Below are 19,956 nucleotides of genomic sequence, written 5' to 3' on the forward strand. Positions count from 1 at the left end.
TTGTGCAAAGTGCGGGAATTGATGGGCAAAATTGTTGGAATTTTGTAGGGGGTGGGTATTGCGGTGTTCTTTTGGACACCTTCGCGGGCAAGCCTCGCTCCTACAGGTATCGAGGCGCCGCGATATTGTGTCGACGCAAAACCTGTAGGAGCGAGGCTTGCCCGCGAAGGCGCCAGCTCAAACACCATCAGAGCTGGCTTATATAAGTACCAATCCCCTTGAGGATGTTCTGCAAGGTCTCTTCCACTTCAGCCAGATCGCCAGCATCGGTGCTGTGCAGGATTTCCAGCGAATCTTCGCCATCGAGCACATCGGCATCCGCGGCAGCAATTTCGATCAGCAGGCGGTCAGGGCTGAGGGTGACTTTCACGCCGTTGAGGGCCGAGGGCTTGTCGTGGAAGATGATCTCCAGCTCATCCTCGTCCGGAAAGCGGCTCATCAGGAACATTTCGCCCTCGGCGCTGTTGCAGCAGAGCATGGCCAAGTTGTCTTCTTCTTCGTCGCACGGGTTGACGATCAAGAGGTCAGTTGTCATTTGCATGGGAAAATCCTGGCTCGGCGAGCGTGGTGAACGTAACAAAAGGCAATTCTGCCAGCCCCGGGGAATTTCTGCTCGGCTGAGTGTCAGAAGATGTGTCGTGAACATTCGGGGTGTTACTGGTCATTTTTGGCACGCATGTACCGTAAAGCCGGGCATAAAACGCCCATTTTGCTACACGGCTGCTAGTGTTGTTCAAGGCACATGCCGCGAGTTACGTGCCGATGACCGAATATGTCGCAGCGCTGCAAGCACGGCCCTTGCCGCACTCGTTAAGCTGCGCAACGGATGAGCACCCGTAAAGGCATTGCCTGTTGCCTTGGCAGTCGTTTTTGCAGATGCCCATTCAATGGAAGGTGAATGTGACCTGAGTGTCTCGTCCAGCTTCACCCACCTGTCATCCTGTTTCCTCTGCCCGAGAATCAGGAACAGGGTGACGGATTGCCCCGAAAGGGGTTTGCACGCGACGCTTCCATCAATAACAAGCCCAAGCGGAGTACCACAGATGGCGTTCTTCACCGCAGCCAGCAAAGCCGACTTCCAGCACCAACTGCAAGCGGCACTGGCGCAGCACATCAGTGAACAGGCACTGCCACAAGTGGCGCTGTTCGCCGAACAATTCTTCGGCATCATTTCCCTGGACGAGCTGACCCAGCGTCGGCTGTCCGACCTCGCCGGCTGCACCCTTTCTGCGTGGCGCCTGCTTGAGCGCTTCGATCACGCGCATCCGCAAGTGCGCGTCTACAACCCGGATTACGAACGCCACGGCTGGCAGTCGACCCACACCGCGGTCGAAGTGCTGCACCACGATCTGCCGTTCCTGGTGGACTCGGTGCGCACCGAACTGAACCGTCGCGGCTACAGCATTCATACCCTGCAAACCACTGTGCTGAGCGTGCGTCGCGGCAGCAAGGGCGAGCTGCTGGAAATCCTGCCGAAGGGCACCCAGGGTGAAGGCATTCTGCAAGAATCGCTGATGTACCTGGAAATCGACCGTTGCGCCAACACGGCCGAACTGAACGTCCTGACCAAAGAGCTGGAGCAGGTTCTCGGTGAAGTCCGCGTCGCGGTTGCCGATTTCGAACCGATGAAAGCCAAGGTCCAGCAGTTGATCGAAGGCATCGACAACAGCCAGTTCATCATCAACGCCGACGAAAAGTCCGAAATCAAGAGCTTCCTGGAATGGCTGGTGGGCAACCACTTCACCTTCCTGGGCTACGAAGAATTCGTGGTGGGCGAGGATCAGAACGGCGGTCACATCGAATATGACCAAAGCTCGTTCCTCGGCCTGACCAAACTGCTGCGTGCCGGCCTGACCGTCGACGATCTGCGAATCGAAGACTACGCCGTCAACTACCTGCGCGAACCGACGCCGCTGTCGTTCGCCAAGGCTGCACACCCAAGCCGTGTCCACCGTCCGGCTTACCCGGATTACGTATCGATCCGCCAGATCGATGCCGATGGCAAAGTCATCAAGGAATGCCGCTTCATGGGCCTGTACACCTCGTCGGTGTATGGCGAAAGCGTGCGGGTCATTCCTTACATCCGTCGCAAGGTCGAGATCATCGAACAGCGTTCGGGCTTCCAGGCCAAGGCTCACTTGGGCAAGGAATTGGCCCAAGTGCTTGAAGTGTTGCCGCGCGACGACTTGTTCCAGACCCCGGTGGACGAGCTGTTCACCACCGTGATGTCGATCGTGCAGATCCAGGAACGCAACAAGATCCGCGTGTTCCTGCGCAAAGACCCGTACGGCCGTTTTTGCTACTGCCTGGCCTACGTGCCGCGCGACATCTACTCCACCGAAGTGCGCCAGAAGATCCAGCAAGTGCTGATGGATCGCCTGAAAGCCTCGGACTGCGAGTTCTGGACCTTCTTCTCCGAGTCCGTGCTGGCCCGCGTGCAACTGATTCTGCGGGTCGATCCGAAGAACCGCCTGGACATCGACCCGGTTCTGCTGGAAAAAGAAGTGGTACAGGCCTGCCGCAGCTGGCAGGACGACTACGCAAGCCTGGTGGTCGAGAGCTTCGGCGAAGCCCAGGGCACCAACGTGCTGGCCGACTTCCCGAAAGGCTTCCCGGCCGGTTACCGCGAGCGTTTTGCAGCCCACTCGGCTGTGGTCGACATGCAGCACCTGCTGAGCCTGAACGAAAAAAATCCGCTGGTGATGAGCTTCTATCAGCCACTGGCTCAGGTCTCCGGCCAGCGCATGCTGCACTGCAAGCTGTATCACGCCGACACCCCGCTGGCGTTGTCCGACGTATTGCCGATCCTGGAAAACCTTGGCCTGCGCGTGCTGGGTGAGTTCCCGTATCGCCTGCGTCATAACAATGGCCGCGAATTCTGGATTCACGACTTCGCGTTCACCGCCGCCGAAGGCCTGGAACTCGACATCCAGCAACTCAACGACACCTTGCAGGACGCTTTCGTCCACATCGTGCGTGGCGATGCCGAGAACGATGCCTTCAACCGTCTGGTGCTGACCGCCGGCCTGCCATGGCGCGATGTCGCGCTGCTGCGTGCCTACGCCCGTTACATGAAGCAGATCCGCCTGGGCTTCGACCTGGGTTACATCGCCAGCACCCTGAACAACCACACCGACATCGCTCGCGAGTTGACCCGGTTGTTCAAGACCCGTTTCTACCTGGCGCGCAAGCTTGCCAGTGACGATCTGGAAGACAAGCAACAACGCCTGGAACACGCGATTCTGGCAGCACTGGACGATGTCCAGGTGCTCAACGAAGACCGCATCCTGCGTCGTTACCTGGACCTGATCAAAGCGACCCTGCGGACCAACTTCTACCAGACCGACGCCCACGGTCAGAACAAGTCCTACTTCAGCTTCAAGTTCAACCCGCACCAGATTCCAGAGCTGCCGAAGCCGGTACCGAAGTTCGAAATCTTCGTTTACTCGCCTCGCGTCGAAGGCGTGCACCTGCGCTTTGGCAACGTTGCTCGCGGTGGTCTGCGCTGGTCCGACCGTGAAGAAGACTTCCGTACTGAAGTCCTGGGCCTGGTAAAAGCCCAGCAAGTGAAGAACTCGGTCATCGTACCGGTGGGTGCGAAGGGTGGCTTCCTGCCGCGTCGCCTGCCACTGGGCGGCAGCCGTGACGAGATCGCGGCCGAGGGCATCGCCTGCTACCGCATCTTCATCTCGGGCCTGTTGGACATCACCGACAACCTGAAAGACGGCGCGCTGGTACCGCCGGCCAACGTCGTGCGTCATGACGACGATGACCCGTACCTGGTGGTGGCGGCGGACAAGGGCACTGCAACCTTCTCCGACATCGCCAACGGCATCGCCATCGACTACGGCTTCTGGCTCGGCGACGCCTTTGCGTCCGGTGGCTCGGCGGGTTACGACCACAAGAAAATGGGCATTACCGCCAAGGGCGCGTGGGTCGGCGTACAACGCCACTTCCGCGAGCGCGGCATCAATGTCCAGGAAGACAGCATCACTGTGGTGGGCGTCGGCGACATGGCCGGTGATGTGTTCGGTAATGGCTTGCTGATGTCCGACAAGCTGCAACTGGTCGCTGCGTTCAACCACCTGCACATCTTCATTGACCCGAACCCGGAGCCAGCCAACAGCTTCGCCGAGCGTCAACGTCTGTTCGATCTGCCACGTTCGGCGTGGTCGGACTACGACACCAGCATCATGTCCGAAGGCGGCGGGATCTTCTCCCGTAGCGCGAAAAGCATCGCGATTTCCCCGCAGATGAAAGAGCGCTTCGACATTCAGGCTGACAAGCTGACCCCGACCGAACTGCTGAATGCCTTGCTCAAGGCACCGGTGGACCTGTTGTGGAACGGCGGTATCGGTACCTACGTGAAAGCCAGCACCGAAAGCCACGCCGATGTCGGCGACAAGGCCAACGATGCACTGCGTGTGAACGGCAACGAACTGCGCTGCAAAGTCGTGGGCGAGGGCGGTAACCTCGGTATGACCCAATTGGGTCGTGTCGAATTCGGCCTCAATGGCGGCGGTTCCAACACCGACTTCATCGACAACGCCGGTGGTGTGGACTGCTCCGACCACGAAGTGAACATCAAGATCCTGCTCAACGAAGTGGTTCATGCCGGTGACATGACCGACAAGCAACGTAACCAGTTGCTGGCGAGCATGACCGACGAAGTCGGCAACCTGGTGCTCGGTAACAACTACAAGCAGACTCAGGCACTGTCCCTGGCGGCACGCCGTGCCTTGCCGCGGATTGCCGAATACAAGCGTCTGATGAACGATCTGGAAGGCCGCGGCAAGCTGGATCGCGCCATCGAGTTCCTGCCGGCTGAAGAGGCGATCAACGAGCGCGTCGCGGCGGGCCATGGCCTGACCCGTGCCGAGCTGTCGGTGCTGATCTCCTACAGCAAGATCGACCTCAAGGAAGCGCTGCTCAACTCCCTGGTGCCGGACGACGACTACCTGACCCGCGACATGGAAACCGCTTTCCCGCCAACGCTGGTGAGCAAGTTCTCCGACGCCATGCGCCGTCACCGTCTGAAGCGCGAAATCGTCAGCACCCAGATCGCCAACGATCTGGTGAACCACATGGGCATCACCTTCGTTCAACGACTCAAAGAGTCGACCGGCATGAGCCCGGCGAACGTGGCCGGTGCATATGTGATCGTGCGTGACATCTTCCACCTCCCGCACTGGTTCCGTCAGATCGAAGCCCTGGATTATCAGGTATCGGCCGACGTCCAACTGGAGCTGATGGACGAGCTGATGCGTCTGGGTCGCCGCGCTACGCGCTGGTTCCTGCGCAGCCGTCGCAACGAGCAGAACGCTGCCCGTGACGTCGCGCACTTCGGTCCGCACCTGGCGGCGTTGGGCCTCAAGCTCGACGAACTGCTGGAAGGCCCGACCCGTGAAGGCTGGCAGACCCGCTACCAGGCTTACGTCGCTGCTGGCGTGCCTGAGTTGCTGGCGCGCATGGTTGCAGGCACCACTCACCTGTACACCTTGCTGCCGATCATCGAAGCTTCGGATGTGACCGGTCAGAACGCAGCCGACGTGGCCAAGGCCTACTTCGCCGTGGGCAGTGCGCTGGACATCACCTGGTACCTGCAACAGATCAGCGCTCTGCCAGTTGAAAACAACTGGCAGGCCCTGGCCCGTGAAGCGTTCCGTGATGACGTCGACTGGCAACAACGTGCGATCACCATCTCTGTCCTGCAACAGGGCGACGGCACCCAGGACGTGGAAACACGCCTGGCGCTGTGGATGGAAGAGCACGAAGGCATGATCGAACGCTGGCGCGCCATGCTGGTGGAAATCCGGGCCGCCAGCGGCACCGACTACGCCATGTACGCGGTGGCCAACCGCGAACTGCTGGACCTGGCGTTGAGCGGTCAAGCGGTGGTGCCTGCTGCTGTCACTAGCAGTGCGGACGCCGAGCTGGAGCCGGCTGCCTGATAAGCGCTGAATGAAGAAAGCCCCGTCTCGAAAGAGAGGGGGCTTTTTTTTGTCTGAAGGTTTTGTGGTGTCTGGTCGGGCCCCTTCGCGGGCAAGCCTCGCTCCTACAGGGATTGCGGGTGTCCACAAAATCGGCGCTCAACACAAAACCTGTAGGAGCGAGGCTTGCCCGCGAAGAGGCCATCAGCATCACCTCGGCGATCAGTTTTCCAAAGGAATCAACACTTTCTCATCAGGAGCCAACACCATGAACACCAGCAGCTTGGCGGGTTGGGTGGCGCTGGCATTTTTCGAGACCAGATGTTCAGAACCTGCCGGCTCGTAATCGACTTCGATCATCAAGGCTTTTTTGCCGGGGGCGTTTTTCAGCATCTGGTCCTGCAGGACGGTGACTTTTTCTGAGGGGGCGGTTTCGTGGGCGAATGTCGGGGCTGAAATGCTCAGCGTCAGGGCGGCGAGAGAGGCAGCAAAAAAGCGAAGTGTTTTCATGGTTGATTACCTGAGGGTGGTGAGTCGTCAGGGACACAGTAAGCCGCGCTATCGGGCAATCAAACGGCCAATTTTCGGGAAGGTGAGGGGACCAATCACTGAGTGCGCAGGGCAAAAGGGTGATGAACCGTGGCGAGGGAGCTTGCTCCCGCTGGGTTGCGAAGCAGCCCCAAAATCGGTGGACGCGCAGAACAATGCAGACTGCGTTCGCCGGATTTACGTCTGCTGCGCAGACGAGCGGGAGCAAGCTCCCTCGCCACAGGTGTTTGTCAGACGATTGGAAAGCTGTTGAAGTCGACGGCATTGGCCAGTCGGCTGTCGATCAGGCCGATAAAGCCTTGCACTTCGGGGCAGTTGAAATGCGCTTGCATGGCCGCTTCCGATTGCCAGCGGGCGCTGACCGTCCAGCGGGTGTCGTCCTCGGGGCAGCGGTCGACCATATAAGAGTCACAGCCCGGAAGTTCGCGCAGGGTGTCGACAATCTTTTGCAGTTGCTTACCCAGTTCGTCCGAGCGGCCGGCGGCAGCCTGCACTTTTACGGTGTTGATCACTTCGTTGGACATTGCTCACACTCCTGAATCAGGCCGGACGAATCCTGCTCATTGAGGGATAACGCCCAGTCAGGATAGGCCTGCACCCCCAGACCGCCAATAGCCAATCACTGGATAAAGCCGCAGACCAATCCCTCAACCGAGCTGCTGCAAAATATCCCTCAAGCGGTCCAGGGCGATGTCGATGTCCAGGGTTTCGATCGCGCCGAACCCCAGGAAAAGCCCGGCCCGCGGCGCTTGCTGGTAAAAAAAGCTGTCCAGGGCATAGAGCCCCACTTCGACTTTTTTTGCCAATTCGATCACCAATGGAATATCGACCGGCACCTTGCACAGCACCGCCATGTGGAACCCGGCTGTGGTCGGCACCGCTTCAAACCACGGCGAAAGGTCGCCCGCCATGCGCGCCAGGATCCGTTCACGACGCCCGGCGTAAATCGTATGGCAGCGCCGGATGTGCTTGAGCAGACAGCCCTCGGCGATGAACTTGGCGAGCGCCCATTGGGGCAGGGTGGAGGTATGCAGGTCGGTGAGCTGCTTGGCGCGAATCACCGCTTCGAGAATCGCCGGCGGCAAAATCGCGTAGCCAAGCCGCAGCTCCGGCAACAAGGTCTTCGAGAAAGTGCCGACGTAGGCGACGATGCCGCGCTGATCCAGGCTTTGCAGCGAGTCGGTGGGCCGGCCTTCGTAGCGAAATTCGCTGTCGTAGTCGTCTTCGATGATGATCGCCCCCAGCTCATAGGCCCTTGCGAGCAGGGCTTCGCGGCGGGCCTGGCTTAGGGGCATGCCCAAGGGGAACTGGTGGGACGGGGTGACGTAAATCAGCCGAGTGCCGTCGGGAATGTGCTCGACCTGAATGCCTTGCGCATCCACCGGCACGCCGACCACCGTTGCACCATGGCTCCCGAACAACAGACGCGCCGGCGGGTAGCCGGGGTCTTCCACGGCGACGAGGCTGTCCGGTTGGGTCAACACCCGGGAAATCAGGTCCAGCGCCTGCTGCGCGCCGTTGCACACCACCACGTCTTCGTCCTGACAGTTGACCCCGCGCGAAAACGCGATGTGCCGTGCGATCGCATTGCGTAGCGCCGGCAGGCCTTCGGGCTGGCTGTAGAAACCTTTGGAACCGGCCATCTGGCGCAAGGCATGGGAGGTGCAGCGGCGCCAATCGTCCTGCGGAAACTGGCCCTTGCTGGTGGCGCCACCAATGAACTCGTAACGCAACGAGCCTTCCAGCGTCGGGTGGCGCAAGAACGTCGGTAGGTTGCGCCAGCGTTCGATGACCTCAAAGCTCGCCAGCTCCGAGTGGCTCTGCTTGTGGACGATTTTCGCCGCCCGGGCATTGACGTAAGTGCCTTTGCCGATCACCCCGGTGAGGAAGTTCTCGTAGGTCAGTTGCGCATACGTGTCGGAAATGGTCTTGCGCGAGATCCCTAGTTGTTCGGCCAGCAAGCGGCTGGGCGGCAGCTGCGTCCCGGCTGTCAGGCGACCGGATTCAATGGCATCGCGCAGTTGCCGGTACAACTGGCCTGCCAGGTCCTTGCGGCCGTTGATGACAACATGAAGTTCCATACCGGCGGGGCTCCTGGGGCGGTTGAGGCGACTGTGCGTCGCGCCAGATTACCCGCATGAACGGCTGCGCAGAAGTTGCGTGGGCGAAAAACCTGCGATTGGTCTGCTGCCGGGCGGTCCATGGTTTTTTCGCCAAATTGGGTCTGTAACCCTCGTGCATCGGCGCCTACCGTGGAGGCATTGATCAGCGCCATGAGACACCGCCATGAACGCCCGCCTGGATTACTACAACGCATCGCCCAAAGCGATGAAAGCCATGATCGCGATGGAGGCCTTGACCAGCAACCTGAGCATCGAACAGGCGTTGCTGAACCTGATCAAAATCCGCGCCTCGCAGCTCAATGGCTGCGCCTTCTGCACCGACATGCACTCGGTGGACGCGCGCCGCTTCGGTGAGAGCGATCGCCGGCTGTATGCGATCGTGGTCTGGCGCGACAGCAACTTCTTCAACCCTCGGGAGCGAGCGGCCCTGGCCTGGACCGAAGCAGTGACCCTGCTTGCGCAAAGCCACGTGCCGGACGACGTTTACGCTCAGGCCCGGGAGCAGTTCAGCGAAGGTGAACTGGTCGACCTGACTCTGGCCGTCAGCACCATCAACAACTGGAATCGCCTGGCGGTGAGCTTTCGGCAAACGCCCAGTGATTGATTCAACCGCAAACCTTGTAGGAGCGAGGCTTGCCCGCGAAGAATGCACTGCGGTTTTTCAGGTATTACGTGTAATCGTTCTTCGCGGGCAAGCCTCGCTCCTACAGGATTTTCGTCATGCAGTGGCTGATCACCTGCCATTAAGCAGCGGTGAAGTTGCAGTCGTCGGTGCCGGCCGCTGCGGTTTCACCGATGTGCCAAAGGTATTGCCCATGCGTGTGCTGGTGGCGGCCGGTGTGGCCAGGCCCAATTGATGGGGTGGCCGCTTGTTGATCGGCACGTTCATCGCCTGCTGATTTTTCTGCGCAGCGGCTGCCCCCTCGGGGTTGTTGCCCATCTGCTGGCTGAGGCAGTTGTAGTCTGGCGCCTTGTAGCCACCGACCGTCACTTCGACGCAGCCCTGTGGTTGTTCGGCGTGAGCCAGCGACAGCCCGCTCATCAGCAGCACGCCCGCTGCAAGGCTCGTTAGATGTTTCATTGAAGGCCTCCTGGCCGGCCACAAAGGGGCCGCTCTGGAGCGTGAGTCTAGAGCAAAGCGCTTGAACGGCTCGTGATGGTTTTTTTGCATCGGCCGTCACATCAGGTTCATATACAGCCCTCAGGATGACGGTTTTCAGGGGTACGTCAGCCGTGCAGCGAGGCAGAGCCAGGGACGGGCGCCAGGTTTTAATGACTCACGTTCGCCAGGCTTGCCTGGCGTTGCTGTTTTGGTTGATGTCATCGGTAGTGTCCGCAGGTCCGGTCGATCCACGCACACCGCTGGAACTGGACATCCCGGCCCAGGCATTGGCCAGCGCGCTTGAACGGTTCAGTCGCGCCACCGGCATGGCGGTGCTGGTGGATCGCCAGCTGACCCGCGGTCGCCGTTCGGTCGCCGTGAAAGGACACTTGAATGCTACCGATGCGTTGAGCCTGATGCTCAGTGGCAGCGGGCTGATGGCGCGGTATGCCCGAGCGGATGCGTTCACGTTGCAGGTGGCGCAGGTCGCCGAGGTGCCCACGGTATCAGGCACAGTCGCAAGCAATGCGCCGCTTGCGGGCGGCAGTTATGCGACGGCGATTCAATCGGCGCTCGAACGTCGCTTGTGCCGTTCGCCGTTGACCCGCCCGGGCAGTTTTCGGGCGTTGTTGCAACTGTGGATCGGCCGTGACGGTGTGGTGCAGTACAGCCGCTTGGTCAGTTCCACAGGTGATGTTCAGCGCGACTCGGCGCTGGTGGAAAGTTTACGCAACCTCAGAATAGAACGCCCGGCGCCCAGCTCCTTGGGTCAGCCGGTCACGCTGCTTTTGCTACCGGACTCGTCAGGAAAACGCATGGAATGCACACAATGGGAAGGAGTTTCCGGGGGATGAAAGACACCGGGCAAAGTTCGATGGTCAGGCTGTTCCTGACGTCCTATGACGATTTCAAGGTGCGCTTGCGCAGGCGCCTCGGTTCGGAGGATCTGGCCAACGACGTCCTGCACGAAACCTACCTGCGGGTCGACCGCATGGAAGCCCCGCCGAACATCGCGCAACCCAATGCCTACCTCTATCGCATGGCCCTGAACATTGCTGCCGACCGGCGCCAGTCGGACGCCCGGTTGCTGACTGGCAGCGAGGTGGAGGAGTTGTTGCAAGTGTCCGACGAAGCGCTAGACCCGGCTCGGGTGGTGGGCGGTCAGAAGGAGATTCAGTCACTGCTCAAAGCGCTGTACGAACTGCCGGCGCGTCGGCGCAAGATTTTTATCGCCGCGCGTCTGGAAGAGGCGCCGCACCTGGAAATCTCCCAGCGTTTCGGCATTTCGACACGGATGGTCGAAAAGGAAATCAAAGCGGCTTTAGGTCATTGCGCCGCGCGCCTGGAAAGAAAAGTCATTCAGCGGTTCGGTCCCGGCGCGGGAAAACCGTCTTGATAGAAGAGTCCAGATTAATCCGTGAGTACCCCCGCGCTTGAACATCTTCCGTATGTCATTCCCTGAGGCGACACCCCAGGACCGGCTGCAAAGCGAAGCCCAGGACTGGTTGATCCTTTTGACCTCGGGCCGGGCGACCGCCGCCGATGCCCGCGCCTTGCGCGAGTGGTGCGCACAAAGCCCCGAACACGCCCGTGCATTCGAGCAAAGCAAACTGTTGTGGCAGCAGTTGCAGCCCGCCGCCGAAGGTTTGCAAGCGCCGCGACATTTGGGGCGTCGGGCGTTTCTGGGCGGCGCCATCGCGGCGTCCGCAGCGTTCTTGCTGATTCGTGGCACCGTACCGGGCGGTTTTTCCGGGCTGGGCGCTGACTACATCACGGAAGTCGGCGAACAGCGGCGGGTCGATCTGGCGGACGGTGTGAGCCTGGAGCTCAATACCCAGACGCGGATCAACCGCCGTGACAGTGCCAATTTCGAACTGGTCAGCGGCGAAGTCGAGGTCCTGACCCGTGCTCAGGCGCCGCTCAAGGTTCAGGCCGGGGCAGGGTGGTTGAGTGCGAGCCAGGCACGGTTCAATCTTCGCAACACCGATCAGAGCGTATGCGTTACCTGTCTGGACGGCGCATTGCTGGTTGATGTGCAGGGGCGCAGCATTCGCCTGGAGTCAGGTCAGCAACTGACCTATGACGCGCAGCGAGTCGGCACGCCGCAAGCAGTGGACACCTCAGCGGTGATTGCCTGGCGCCAGCAAGTACTGGTGTTTAACGACGCTACGCTGTCGACGGTGATCGACGAGATCAACCGCTATCGTCCCGGGATGTTGCTGTTGCTCAACAGCGAGTTGGGCAAGCGCAAGGTTCAGGCACGTTTCAGCCTGGATCAACTGGCGGGCGTGGCGTTATTGATCCGCGATGCGTATGGGGCCAAATGCACTGAATTGCCGGGTGGGGTGGTGGTGCTCAGTTAGGGACCGGCTTGAGGTTATGGAGTGTTCCGGCTGGCGCTTTCGCGGGCAAGCCCGCTCCCACAGTGGATGTGTATTGTCTGCAAATATTGCGGCTAACCGATAACCCTGTGCGAGCCTGCTCGCGATGAACGATAACGCGGTCTGTGTGAATCACTCCAACGGCCCGATCACCTGCCGATATTGCTCAACCCCCTGAGGCGTCTGCCGCGTCAGGCTGATCTCGATCCCCAGTGGATTCTCCCGCCGGTTGCCGCTCAGTTTCCTCCAACCCTTGTCCACCTCCCACACCCGCAACGCGGCTTCGCTGACGTCATGGAGCACGGCAACTCCACCGGTGGGGGCCGGCAGTGGATACTGGCTGCGCGACGGTGCCTGCGCCCGATAGAGCGTGTCGCCCTTGAGCCACCAGCGCACGCGCTGCAATTCGCCATTCTGGTTGGGCGCGACGCGGATCACGTCCAGACGAAAGCCTTTGCCGTCGGTGCTGCGCACGGTCAGCGCAGGCGGGGCGCTGGGCGGTTCGTCGTCTGCCCCGGGCCTGACTGGCTCGGACAGCTCGATGCTGGCGCGCATCGCGACGTCGCGCTCCAGTTGGTTCAGCGCCCGCAGCAGGGCTTCGGTCTGTTCGGTGCTGGCCTGCAAATGAGCGTCGGCGCGGGTGACGCTGTCCAGGCCACGCCAGGCAATCAGGCTGACCACGGCCATCAGCATGATCGCGACCATCACTTCGATCAGGGTAAAACCTTGTTGGGCTTTCATTGGACGCTCACCTGGCCGGTGGCATTGCGTTGCACGCTGATGCTGTTGAGCCCGTCCGACAGCTTCAACTGCAAGGGCGGGTTGATCCACTCGGCGTTCAATACGACTTTTTGCCTGGGCTCCACGCGCACCTCCATCCCCGGCGTTTGCCAGGGGCGGGGGCGCAGTTGTGGGTCGTTGTTGAAGTGATCTAAGCCTTTGTCCTGGTCATTGCGCCGACTGAAACGAAAGCCCTTGGCATCGGCCAGCCAGGTGATCGGCCGCCCATCGGCGCGGGCTTCGGCCTGGGCCACCTGGAGCAACTGCGCGACACGCTCGGCGTCCTTGCGCAGCAGGTGCAACGGGTCCGGTTTGATGCTCAGGCTGATCGCCGCGCTGGCGATGCCGATGATCACCAGTACCACCATCAACTCGATCAAGGTAAAGCCCTGTTGTTTGAAGCCATTCATCGACTGCGCGCTCCTTTGCGTCGGTTTTTATCCTGCACGGCAAAGATGATGGGTGTGTGAAATAAAAACGTGAGAATTAAGCGGTAGGCTCAGGGCAGGGACTAAAAGGAGATTCAGCCCATGTCGTTCACCGATCGGTTTTCCCCGGCACAGTGCGTGCAGGCTGTTGCCTTGCTGGCGACCCTGGCCGGTGTCGTCACCTGGTCATCGCTGCTGCTCACCTCGGCCGAATCGCGAACCCCGGAGGCGGCGCCGCAATTGATTGCCGAGCGCTCCAACAATCCGGCCCTGCAATGGTTTTCCAACCAACCGGCACCGGTCGATATCAAAGTCGGCGGCGTACTGGCGGGCAGCCGTGGCGCCGTGGCCATCCTCAGCCTCAACGACGGCCCACCACGCAGCTTTCTAGTGGGCGAGCGCGTGAGCCAAGGGGTGAAAGTCGTGGCCATCGATGGCGACGCCGTGGTGATCGAACGCGGCACCGAACAAACCCGGCTGGTGCTCGACAAACTGCCGGATTCACCGGTACTGCCCGTGTTGACTCAACCCTGAAACCACAGGGATCGCGTTTATTTGGTGATCGGTCGACTGAGCAAGGTATCGAGTCGGGCCAGTGGCGGTGCTTCGCGGCTGCGGTCGAACACTTGCAGATCGACCCGCAACAAGCGGCCGTTCTGTGCATTGCCAATGGCTTGTTCGCAGCGCAACAGCAACCGCCCCTGATCGCATTCGATCGCTTTCGCCCCCAGCGGCAAACGGCCCTCCAGGCGCAACTCGGCCAGACGACTCTGGGCCGCCAGCAGCGCGATGGATTTGTCGCGCAACAGGCCATTGCTCTGGGTCATCAACCCGGCCACCCGCACCGCGGCAGACATCGCGACGGCGATGATCGCCAGCGCCACCAGCACTTCAATCAAGGTAAAACCGGCTTCTCGGGAAGGGCGTTGCATCAGGCGCTCGGGCAGTCTGGACAGCACTTGACGGTAGCGTCCGGGCTTGACGGCTTGACGACCAAAGCTCCCGAGGAATTTCAACATCACTGACATATCTTCTTGCAACACTGCGCGTCGAATCGAATCAAGCCAGGGAATGTCGAGATGGATATCGCGCGCTTCAAGTTGTTGAATCAGCAGCCCCGCCTGCCTCGGGGGCAGCAAGGTTTCACCTTGATCGAGATCATGGTGGTGGTAGTGATTCTCGGGATTCTGGCGGCGATGGTGGTGCCCAAGGTGCTGGACCGTCCGGACCAGGCCCGGGCCACGGCCGCCAAACAGGACATTGGCGGCTTGATGCAAGCCTTGAAGCTGTATCGCTTGGACCACGGCACCTATCCGAACATGACCCAGGGCTTGAAAGTGCTGGTCGAGCGCCCGGCGGATGCCAAGAACAGCAACTGGCGTTCGTATCTGGAACGCCTGCCGAATGACCCGTGGGGCCGTCCCTACAACTATTTGAATCCTGGCGCGAATGGCGAAGTCGATATCTTCTCCCTCGGTGCCGACGGCCAGCCGGACGGCGAGGGCGTGAATGCCGATATCGGCTCCTGGCAGTTGTAAGCGCGGTCATGAAAGCCTATTCGCTGGCAGTGGCGAAGCAACGCGGCATGGCGATCATCAGTGCCTTGCTGATCGCGGCGGTGGTGGCGGTGATTGCTGGCGGCATGCTCACCCGGCAAACAGTGTTTACCCGAAGCCTTGAGGCTGAGCAGTTGCGAGTGCAGGGCGCCTGGGTGCTGCACAGCGGCATCGAAATCAGCCGACATCTGCTGTGGGATGCGCGCCGGCGTGACCCCTTGACCCGTCTCGATCAGCCGTGGGCACAGCCGTTGGTGATGGCGCCTGATGACGGTCGTGATTTGCCCTTCGAAGGTCGGCTGGAAGACGAGCAGGGCAAGTTCAACCTGCGCAACCTGGTCGCCAATGAACGAATCGACGAGGAACAACGGGTGAACTTCCAGCGCCTGTGCCAGTTGATCGGGGTCAACGCAACCCTGAGCCAACGCATCAGTCAGCGGGTGATCGCCTCCTATCCGCGTCTGTTGAACCCTGAGTTGGCGGACAAAGCACCGCCCAAGAGCGGCTTTGACAGCGGCCGCGATACCTCGCCCAATGCCGTGCGCAAACCTCAATTGCCCACGCGCCCGATGCTGCGCAGCCTCGACGATTTGCGCAGTATTGAAGGCATGAATGACGCGCTGCTGGCGAAGATCACGCCTTACCTGACCATTCTCCCGGCCAATACCTGGCTCAACGGCAACACCGCCAGCGCACCGGTGCTGGCCGCTTATGTGCCGGGGCTGTCGATCGAACGCGCCCAGGCCTTGATCAACGAGCGTGACGGCGGCCAGTGGTTCATCAACCGAGGGGATTTCGTCAACCGCCTGCGCATGCCGAATCTGGAGTTGGCAACCGTCAAAGTCGGGATCACCAGCGACTGGTTCCGCCTGCGTGGCAAGGCTCGTAGCGATCAGCGTCGAGTCAGCCTCGATGCCTTGCTGCACCGCAGCGAAGACCGCTTGCCCGAGGTGATCTGGTCACGGGTGGGCGTATGAGTCAGTTGCGCATCGCCTTGCCGCCACTGGCTGATCTGACCCTCGACAGCCCGCTGCAATTCGCCTGGCTGGACCGTCAGGGGCAGGTGATCCGCGAGGGCCAAAGTACCTTGCTGCAATTGGGCCAGAGCGGAAAAACCCCGGCGATTGCATTTTTTCTGCACCCCCAGGACAGCCTGTTGGCGAGTATCGATTTGCCGATCTTGCCGGCCGGCAAAACCACGGCGGCGGTGCAGTGCGCGGCGCAGGCACTGATCCTCGGGGCCTGCGAGCAGATGCACATCGCCCACAGCCCACGGGACGAGCAGGGGCGCGTGCACATCGCATGGTTGTCTCGGGAATGGCTGAGCCAGTTCGGCCAGCTACTGCGGATGGCGCGATTGGCCCTGCGCGGTTTGTACTCGGGTGCGTATTGCTTGCCTGTCGCGGATGGCCCGGTGGCCTGCGTTCGGGACGGGCATCTGTTGGTGCGTCACAGTCTTCAGCACGCGGTGGTACACCCGGCGGTGGACGAGGCGTTGAGTGATCTGTTGCTGGAGCACGGCGCCAGCGTGCAATGGATCGGCGAAGCGCTGCCAGAGACGACGATCACGCCGTTACCCGCCGAACAACGCTGGACCGGGACCTTGCCCGGCTGGGGCTTGCACGGGGGGATTCAACAACGCAGCGCCGGTCAATCAGGCTGGGGCCGGGCGGCAGCCTTTTGTGCGATGGCCGTGGCGGTCTGGACCTTGGGGCTGAATCTGTACGCGGCCCGTGAAGCGACACAGGGCCAGAGACTCAAGACGCACATGAACCAACGGGTGAAGCAGGCCTTCCCTGAGCTGCCGGTGATCCTCAATCCGTTGCAACAGGCGCGTCAGCAATTGGCCGCGCGCCAGAGCGGCGCCGCGACCGACCCGACCCAACGTTTCGCCAGCCTGGTGCTGCAGGCCGGCAGCGGCATGCCATTCATGGCCGGCAGCGTGCAACAACTGGTGTTTGAACAGGGCGAGTTGCAGCTGAGCCTGCTGAGCGATGCGCGCAAAACCGGCAGCGACAAGCAATGGCAAACCGCGTTGACCCAGGCCGGCGTTGCGATCAACGCCACCGACGATGGCTGGGCCTTGCGCCCGGCCGCCGAGGCTGCGGCCAGCGATGTAGACAACGCCAGCGGAGCCGACGATGAGTAACTATTCCCTAGGGATTTACCGTGCGCGCTGGCAGCACTTCAACGCCCGTGCCCAAGTGATCTGGCAAGGCCTGGCCCTGCGCGAGAAACGCATGGTCGCGGGCACGGCGCTGGTGCTGGCAGGTTTGTTGACCTGGCTGTTGCTGATTCAACCGCCGCTGAAAAAGATCGATTACTGGCAGGCCGAAACGCCGAAGCTGCGCTCCCAGGCCGAAGCACTGGAAGTCTTGCTGCGTGAGGTGGCGCGGCCGCCCACCGCGCAGGGCCTCGAGCAATCCCTGCGCCAGAGCCTCGAAGCCAGTGGCCTGGCCGGGCATTACCAATTGCAGGCGCCGGACACCGCAACCCCCCAAGCATGGCGCTTGACGTTCGACGAGGCCCCGGCAGACGCCGTGGTCGGCTGGCTGCTGGGCAATCCCCGGCAATTTTCCCTTGAGGTGGTCGAGGTTCGTTTGCAGCGCGCAGGCGATCCTCTGCCCAATGACACGGCAGGCACTCTGTCCGGAACCGTTCGCATGGATCAGGCGCTTGGCGCTAAGGAAGCTTCATGAAGTGGTCAGGTTCTCTGTATGCGCGTCAGTGCCGCATGGCCGCGCCGTTTTTATTGCTGGCACTGAGCGCGTGCAGCAACACCGCCACGACGCAACAGCCGCCGTTGCTGGTGGACAGCGAATTGGGACGCCCGTTGGCCGACACCAACCGTACCGGCGATGCGTTGGCGGACCGGCAAAAAAACCAGTCACAGTTGAAGCAGCCGCCGGGAGTGCAACACAAAATCAGCAGCCCCAACCAGCGCAATGCGCTGCCCGCCGGTAGCGCGCCAGCGAGCAATCCATTGGGCAATCAACTGGTGACGCTGAACTTTGTCGACGTCGATATCCCGGCGGTGGTGCGTGCATTGTCGCGGTCCACCGGTCGCCAGTTTCTGGTCGATCCACGGGTCAAAGGCAACCTGACGCTGGTCTCCGAAGGGCAAGTGCCGGCGCATCAGGCCTACGACATGCTGCTCGCGACGCTGCGCATGCAGGGTTTCAGCGTGGTCGATGTCGGCGGGGTTTCCCAAGTGGTGCCGGAGGCCGACGCCAAGTTGCTCGGCGGGCCGATTTACAGCGCCGACAAACCCGCCGGCAATGGCATGCTGACCCGCACCTTCCGCCTGCAATACGAAAACGCGGTGAACCTGATTCCGGTGCTGCGCCCGATCGTGTCGCCGAACAACCCGATCAACGCCTACCCCGGCAACAACACCATCGTCGTCACCGATTACGCCGAGAACCTGTCGCGGGTGGCGCAGATCATTCAGGGCATCGACAGCCCAAGCGCCATCGACACTGATGTGGTGCAGGTGCAGAACGGTATCGCTGCGGACATCGCCGGCATGGTCTCGGACTTGCTGGAGGCGCCGGGCAACGACCCGACGCAGAAGATTTCGGTGATTGGCGATCCGCGCTCCAACTCGATCATCATCCGTGCCGGCAGCCCTGAGCGCACCGAGCTGGCACGCAACCTGATCTACAAACTCGACAACGCCCAGAGCAACCCGAGCAACCTGCACGTGGTGTACCTGCGCAACGCCCAAGCCGCCAAACTGGCCCAGGCCCTGCGCGGTTTGCTGACCGGGGAAAGCGACAGCGGCAGCAGCGACGGCGCGCGTTCAGTGCTCAGCGCGATGGGCAGCAGCACCAGCGGTGGCCAGAACGGGCAGAGCGGCAGCCAGAGCAGCAGTGGCACGCAAACCTCGACGTCGGCCGGCAGCAGCACGGGCGGCAACGGTTACGGGCAGGGCACCAGCGGCTCAAGTGGCCAGACAGGCAGCGGTCAGCAGAGTGAACAGAACGTGGCTTTCAGTGCGGGCGGCGTGACCATCCAGGCCGACGGCACCACCAACACCTTGCTGATTTCCGCGCCGGAACCGGTGTACCGCAACCTGCGTGAAGTGATCGACATGCTCGATCAGCGCCGGGCGCAAGTGGTGATCGAAAGCCTGATCGTCGAAGTCGGCGAAGACGATGCCAGTGAATTCGGCGTGCAATGGCAGACCGGTAATCTGGGCGGCAATGGCGTGATCGGTGGCGCCAACCTCGGTGGCTCGGGGATCAACACCAACGGCAAGACCAGCATTGACGTGTTGCCCCAAGGCCTCAACCTCGGCTACGTCAATGGCACGGTGGACATTCCCGGCATTGGCAAGATCCTCGACCTGAAAGTGCTCGCCCGCGCCTTGAAGAGCAAGGGCGGTACCAACGTGCTGTCGACGCCGAACCTGCTGACCCTCGACAACGAAGCGGCGAGTATTTTTGTCGGCCAGACCATTCCTTTTGTCAGTGGCAGTTACGTCACCGGCGGTGGCGGCACCAGCAACAACCCGTTCCAGACCGTGACCCGTGAAGAAGTCGGTTTGAAGCTCAACGTGCGGCCACAGATTTCCGAGGGCGGCACGGTCAAGCTCGACATCTATCAGGAAGTCAGCAGCATCGACGAACGTGCGTCCAACAGCGCTTCCGCCGCCGGGATCGTCACGAACAAACGCGCGATCGACACCAGCATCCTGCTCGATGACGGGCAGATCATGGTGCTCGGTGGCTTGTTGCAGGATGGCTACAGCCAAAGCAACGACGCGGTGCCGTGGTTGTCGACCCTTCCCGGGATCGGCGCGCTGTTTCGCAATGAGCGCCGGGCGATCACCAAGACCAACCTGATGGTGTTCCTGCGCCCCTACATCATTCGCGACAGCGGCGCCGGGCGCGCGATTACCCTCAACCGCTACGACTTCATGCGCCGCGCCCAGGGCGGTATGCAACCGGAACGCAACTGGGCCATGCCGGACATGCAGGCACCGCAATTGCCGACGGCGGCGCAGGGTGTGCCGGTGTCGAATGCGCAGCCGCGAGCGACCATCCGCGCGGTGCCAATCCCATGAACACCTACGCAATGAATGGACTGCTTTTTGTGGCGAGGG

Annotated in this window: 19 protein-coding genes; 11 read left to right on the forward strand and 8 right to left on the reverse strand. The window is 61.4% G+C overall.

Going from position 1 to position 19,956, the window contains the following annotated elements; translation table 11 throughout:
* Positions 1–187 precede the first annotated feature (187 nt).
* Positions 188–541, reverse strand: coding sequence for a hypothetical protein (locus PMI18_RS14190; protein ID WP_007901182.1), 354 nt, complete (start codon positions 539–541; stop codon positions 188–190).
* A 502-nt stretch (positions 542–1,043) separates the two neighbouring features.
* Here PMI18_RS14190 and PMI18_RS14185 point away from each other — a divergent pair.
* On the forward strand, positions 1,044–5,951 hold the full coding sequence (locus PMI18_RS14185; protein WP_007901187.1) for an NAD-glutamate dehydrogenase: 4,908 nt from the start codon (positions 1,044–1,046) through the stop codon (positions 5,949–5,951).
* Between the two features lie 201 nt (positions 5,952–6,152).
* Here the strand turns inward: PMI18_RS14185 and PMI18_RS14180 are convergent, their stop codons facing one another.
* From PMI18_RS14180 to pdxR, 3 genes are all read right to left on the reverse strand, one after another.
* Positions 6,153–6,440: a hypothetical protein gene (locus PMI18_RS14180; RefSeq protein ID WP_007901188.1), complete on the reverse strand. Its 288-nt coding sequence runs from the start codon at positions 6,438–6,440 to the stop codon at positions 6,153–6,155.
* 269 nt (positions 6,441–6,709) lie between these two features.
* A complete protein-coding gene (locus PMI18_RS14175; protein WP_007901189.1) occupies positions 6,710–7,003 on the reverse strand; it encodes an antibiotic biosynthesis monooxygenase family protein in 294 nt (97 codons plus the stop codon).
* Positions 7,004–7,126: 123 nt separating this feature from the next.
* Entirely contained in the window at positions 7,127–8,560 is a 1,434-nt protein-coding gene (pdxR, locus tag PMI18_RS14170) for a MocR-like pyridoxine biosynthesis transcription factor PdxR (protein ID WP_007901190.1), read from the reverse strand.
* A 205-nt stretch (positions 8,561–8,765) separates the two neighbouring features.
* On the opposite strand from pdxR, the gene PMI18_RS14165 reads away from it, so the two are divergent.
* Positions 8,766–9,206 carry a carboxymuconolactone decarboxylase family protein gene (locus PMI18_RS14165; protein WP_007901191.1) on the forward strand — a complete coding sequence of 147 codons (441 nt, stop codon included), beginning with the start codon at positions 8,766–8,768 and terminating at the stop codon, positions 9,204–9,206.
* A 129-nt stretch (positions 9,207–9,335) separates the two neighbouring features.
* On the opposite strand, the gene PMI18_RS14160 is transcribed toward PMI18_RS14165, so the two are convergent.
* Complete coding sequence (locus tag PMI18_RS14160; protein WP_007901193.1) at positions 9,336–9,683, reverse strand: hypothetical protein; 348 nt, start codon at positions 9,681–9,683, stop codon at positions 9,336–9,338.
* 191 nt (positions 9,684–9,874) lie between these two features.
* Between PMI18_RS14160 and PMI18_RS14155 the strand changes: the two genes are divergently transcribed.
* Genes PMI18_RS14155 through PMI18_RS14145 form a run of 3 tightly spaced genes read left to right on the forward strand, consistent with a single transcriptional unit; the run spans position 9,875 to position 12,067 of the window.
* Positions 9,875–10,558 carry an STN domain-containing protein gene (locus PMI18_RS14155; RefSeq protein ID WP_007901195.1) on the forward strand — a complete coding sequence of 228 codons (684 nt, stop codon included), beginning with the start codon at positions 9,875–9,877 and terminating at the stop codon, positions 10,556–10,558.
* Positions 10,555–11,100, forward strand: coding sequence for an RNA polymerase sigma factor (locus PMI18_RS14150; protein ID WP_007901197.1), 546 nt, complete (start codon positions 10,555–10,557; stop codon positions 11,098–11,100). The genes PMI18_RS14155 and PMI18_RS14150 overlap by 4 nt, the downstream gene beginning before the upstream one ends.
* A gap of 37 nt (positions 11,101–11,137) precedes the next feature.
* Positions 11,138–12,067, forward strand: a complete 930-nt coding sequence (locus PMI18_RS14145) for a FecR family protein (protein WP_033036484.1) — start codon at positions 11,138–11,140, stop codon at positions 12,065–12,067.
* A gap of 150 nt (positions 12,068–12,217) precedes the next feature.
* Here PMI18_RS14145 and PMI18_RS14140 read toward each other — a convergent pair whose 3' ends face one another.
* Positions 12,218–12,826, reverse strand: a complete 609-nt coding sequence (locus PMI18_RS14140; RefSeq protein WP_007901199.1) for a prepilin-type N-terminal cleavage/methylation domain-containing protein — start codon at positions 12,824–12,826, stop codon at positions 12,218–12,220.
* On the reverse strand, positions 12,823–13,275 hold the full coding sequence (gspH, locus tag PMI18_RS14135; protein ID WP_007901202.1) for a type II secretion system minor pseudopilin GspH: 453 nt from the start codon (positions 13,273–13,275) through the stop codon (positions 12,823–12,825). Before gspH ends, PMI18_RS14140 begins: the two co-directional genes overlap by 4 nt.
* Before the next feature lie 120 nt (positions 13,276–13,395).
* Between gspH and PMI18_RS14130 the strand changes: the two genes are divergently transcribed.
* Positions 13,396–13,827 carry a type II secretion system protein N gene (locus tag PMI18_RS14130; RefSeq protein ID WP_007901203.1) on the forward strand — a complete coding sequence of 144 codons (432 nt, stop codon included), beginning with the start codon at positions 13,396–13,398 and terminating at the stop codon, positions 13,825–13,827.
* Positions 13,828–13,844: 17 nt separating this feature from the next.
* Here PMI18_RS14130 and gspI read toward each other — a convergent pair whose 3' ends face one another.
* Positions 13,845–14,225: a type II secretion system minor pseudopilin GspI gene (gene gspI, locus PMI18_RS14125; protein ID WP_032835548.1), complete on the reverse strand. Its 381-nt coding sequence runs from the start codon at positions 14,223–14,225 to the stop codon at positions 13,845–13,847.
* Between the two features lie 147 nt (positions 14,226–14,372).
* Here gspI and gspG point away from each other — a divergent pair, with 147 nt between their 5' ends.
* From gspG to gspD, 5 genes are read left to right on the forward strand one after another with little or no spacing between them, the layout of a single operon-like run.
* The gene (gspG, locus tag PMI18_RS14120) at positions 14,373–14,831 is read left to right on the forward strand and encodes a type II secretion system major pseudopilin GspG (RefSeq protein WP_007901208.1); all 459 of its coding nucleotides are present in this window, start codon (positions 14,373–14,375) and stop codon (positions 14,829–14,831) included.
* Positions 14,832–14,839: 8 nt separating this feature from the next.
* On the forward strand, positions 14,840–15,826 hold the full coding sequence (gene gspK, locus PMI18_RS14115) for a type II secretion system minor pseudopilin GspK (RefSeq protein ID WP_007901210.1): 987 nt from the start codon (positions 14,840–14,842) through the stop codon (positions 15,824–15,826).
* Positions 15,823–16,998 carry a type II secretion system protein GspL gene (gspL, locus tag PMI18_RS14110; protein WP_007901212.1) on the forward strand — a complete coding sequence of 392 codons (1,176 nt, stop codon included), beginning with the start codon at positions 15,823–15,825 and terminating at the stop codon, positions 16,996–16,998. The genes gspK and gspL overlap by 4 nt, the downstream gene beginning before the upstream one ends.
* Complete coding sequence (gspM, locus tag PMI18_RS14105; protein WP_007901214.1) at positions 16,991–17,548, forward strand: type II secretion system protein GspM; 558 nt, start codon at positions 16,991–16,993, stop codon at positions 17,546–17,548. The genes gspL and gspM overlap by 8 nt, the downstream gene beginning before the upstream one ends.
* Entirely contained in the window at positions 17,545–19,917 is a 2,373-nt protein-coding gene (gspD, locus tag PMI18_RS14100; RefSeq protein WP_007901216.1) for a type II secretion system secretin GspD, read from the forward strand. The genes gspM and gspD overlap by 4 nt, the downstream gene beginning before the upstream one ends.
* Positions 19,918–19,956: the final 39 nt, after the last annotated feature.

It is taken from the genome of Pseudomonas sp. GM102 (genome assembly GCF_000282555.1).
Lineage (GTDB): Bacteria > Pseudomonadota > Gammaproteobacteria > Pseudomonadales > Pseudomonadaceae > Aquipseudomonas.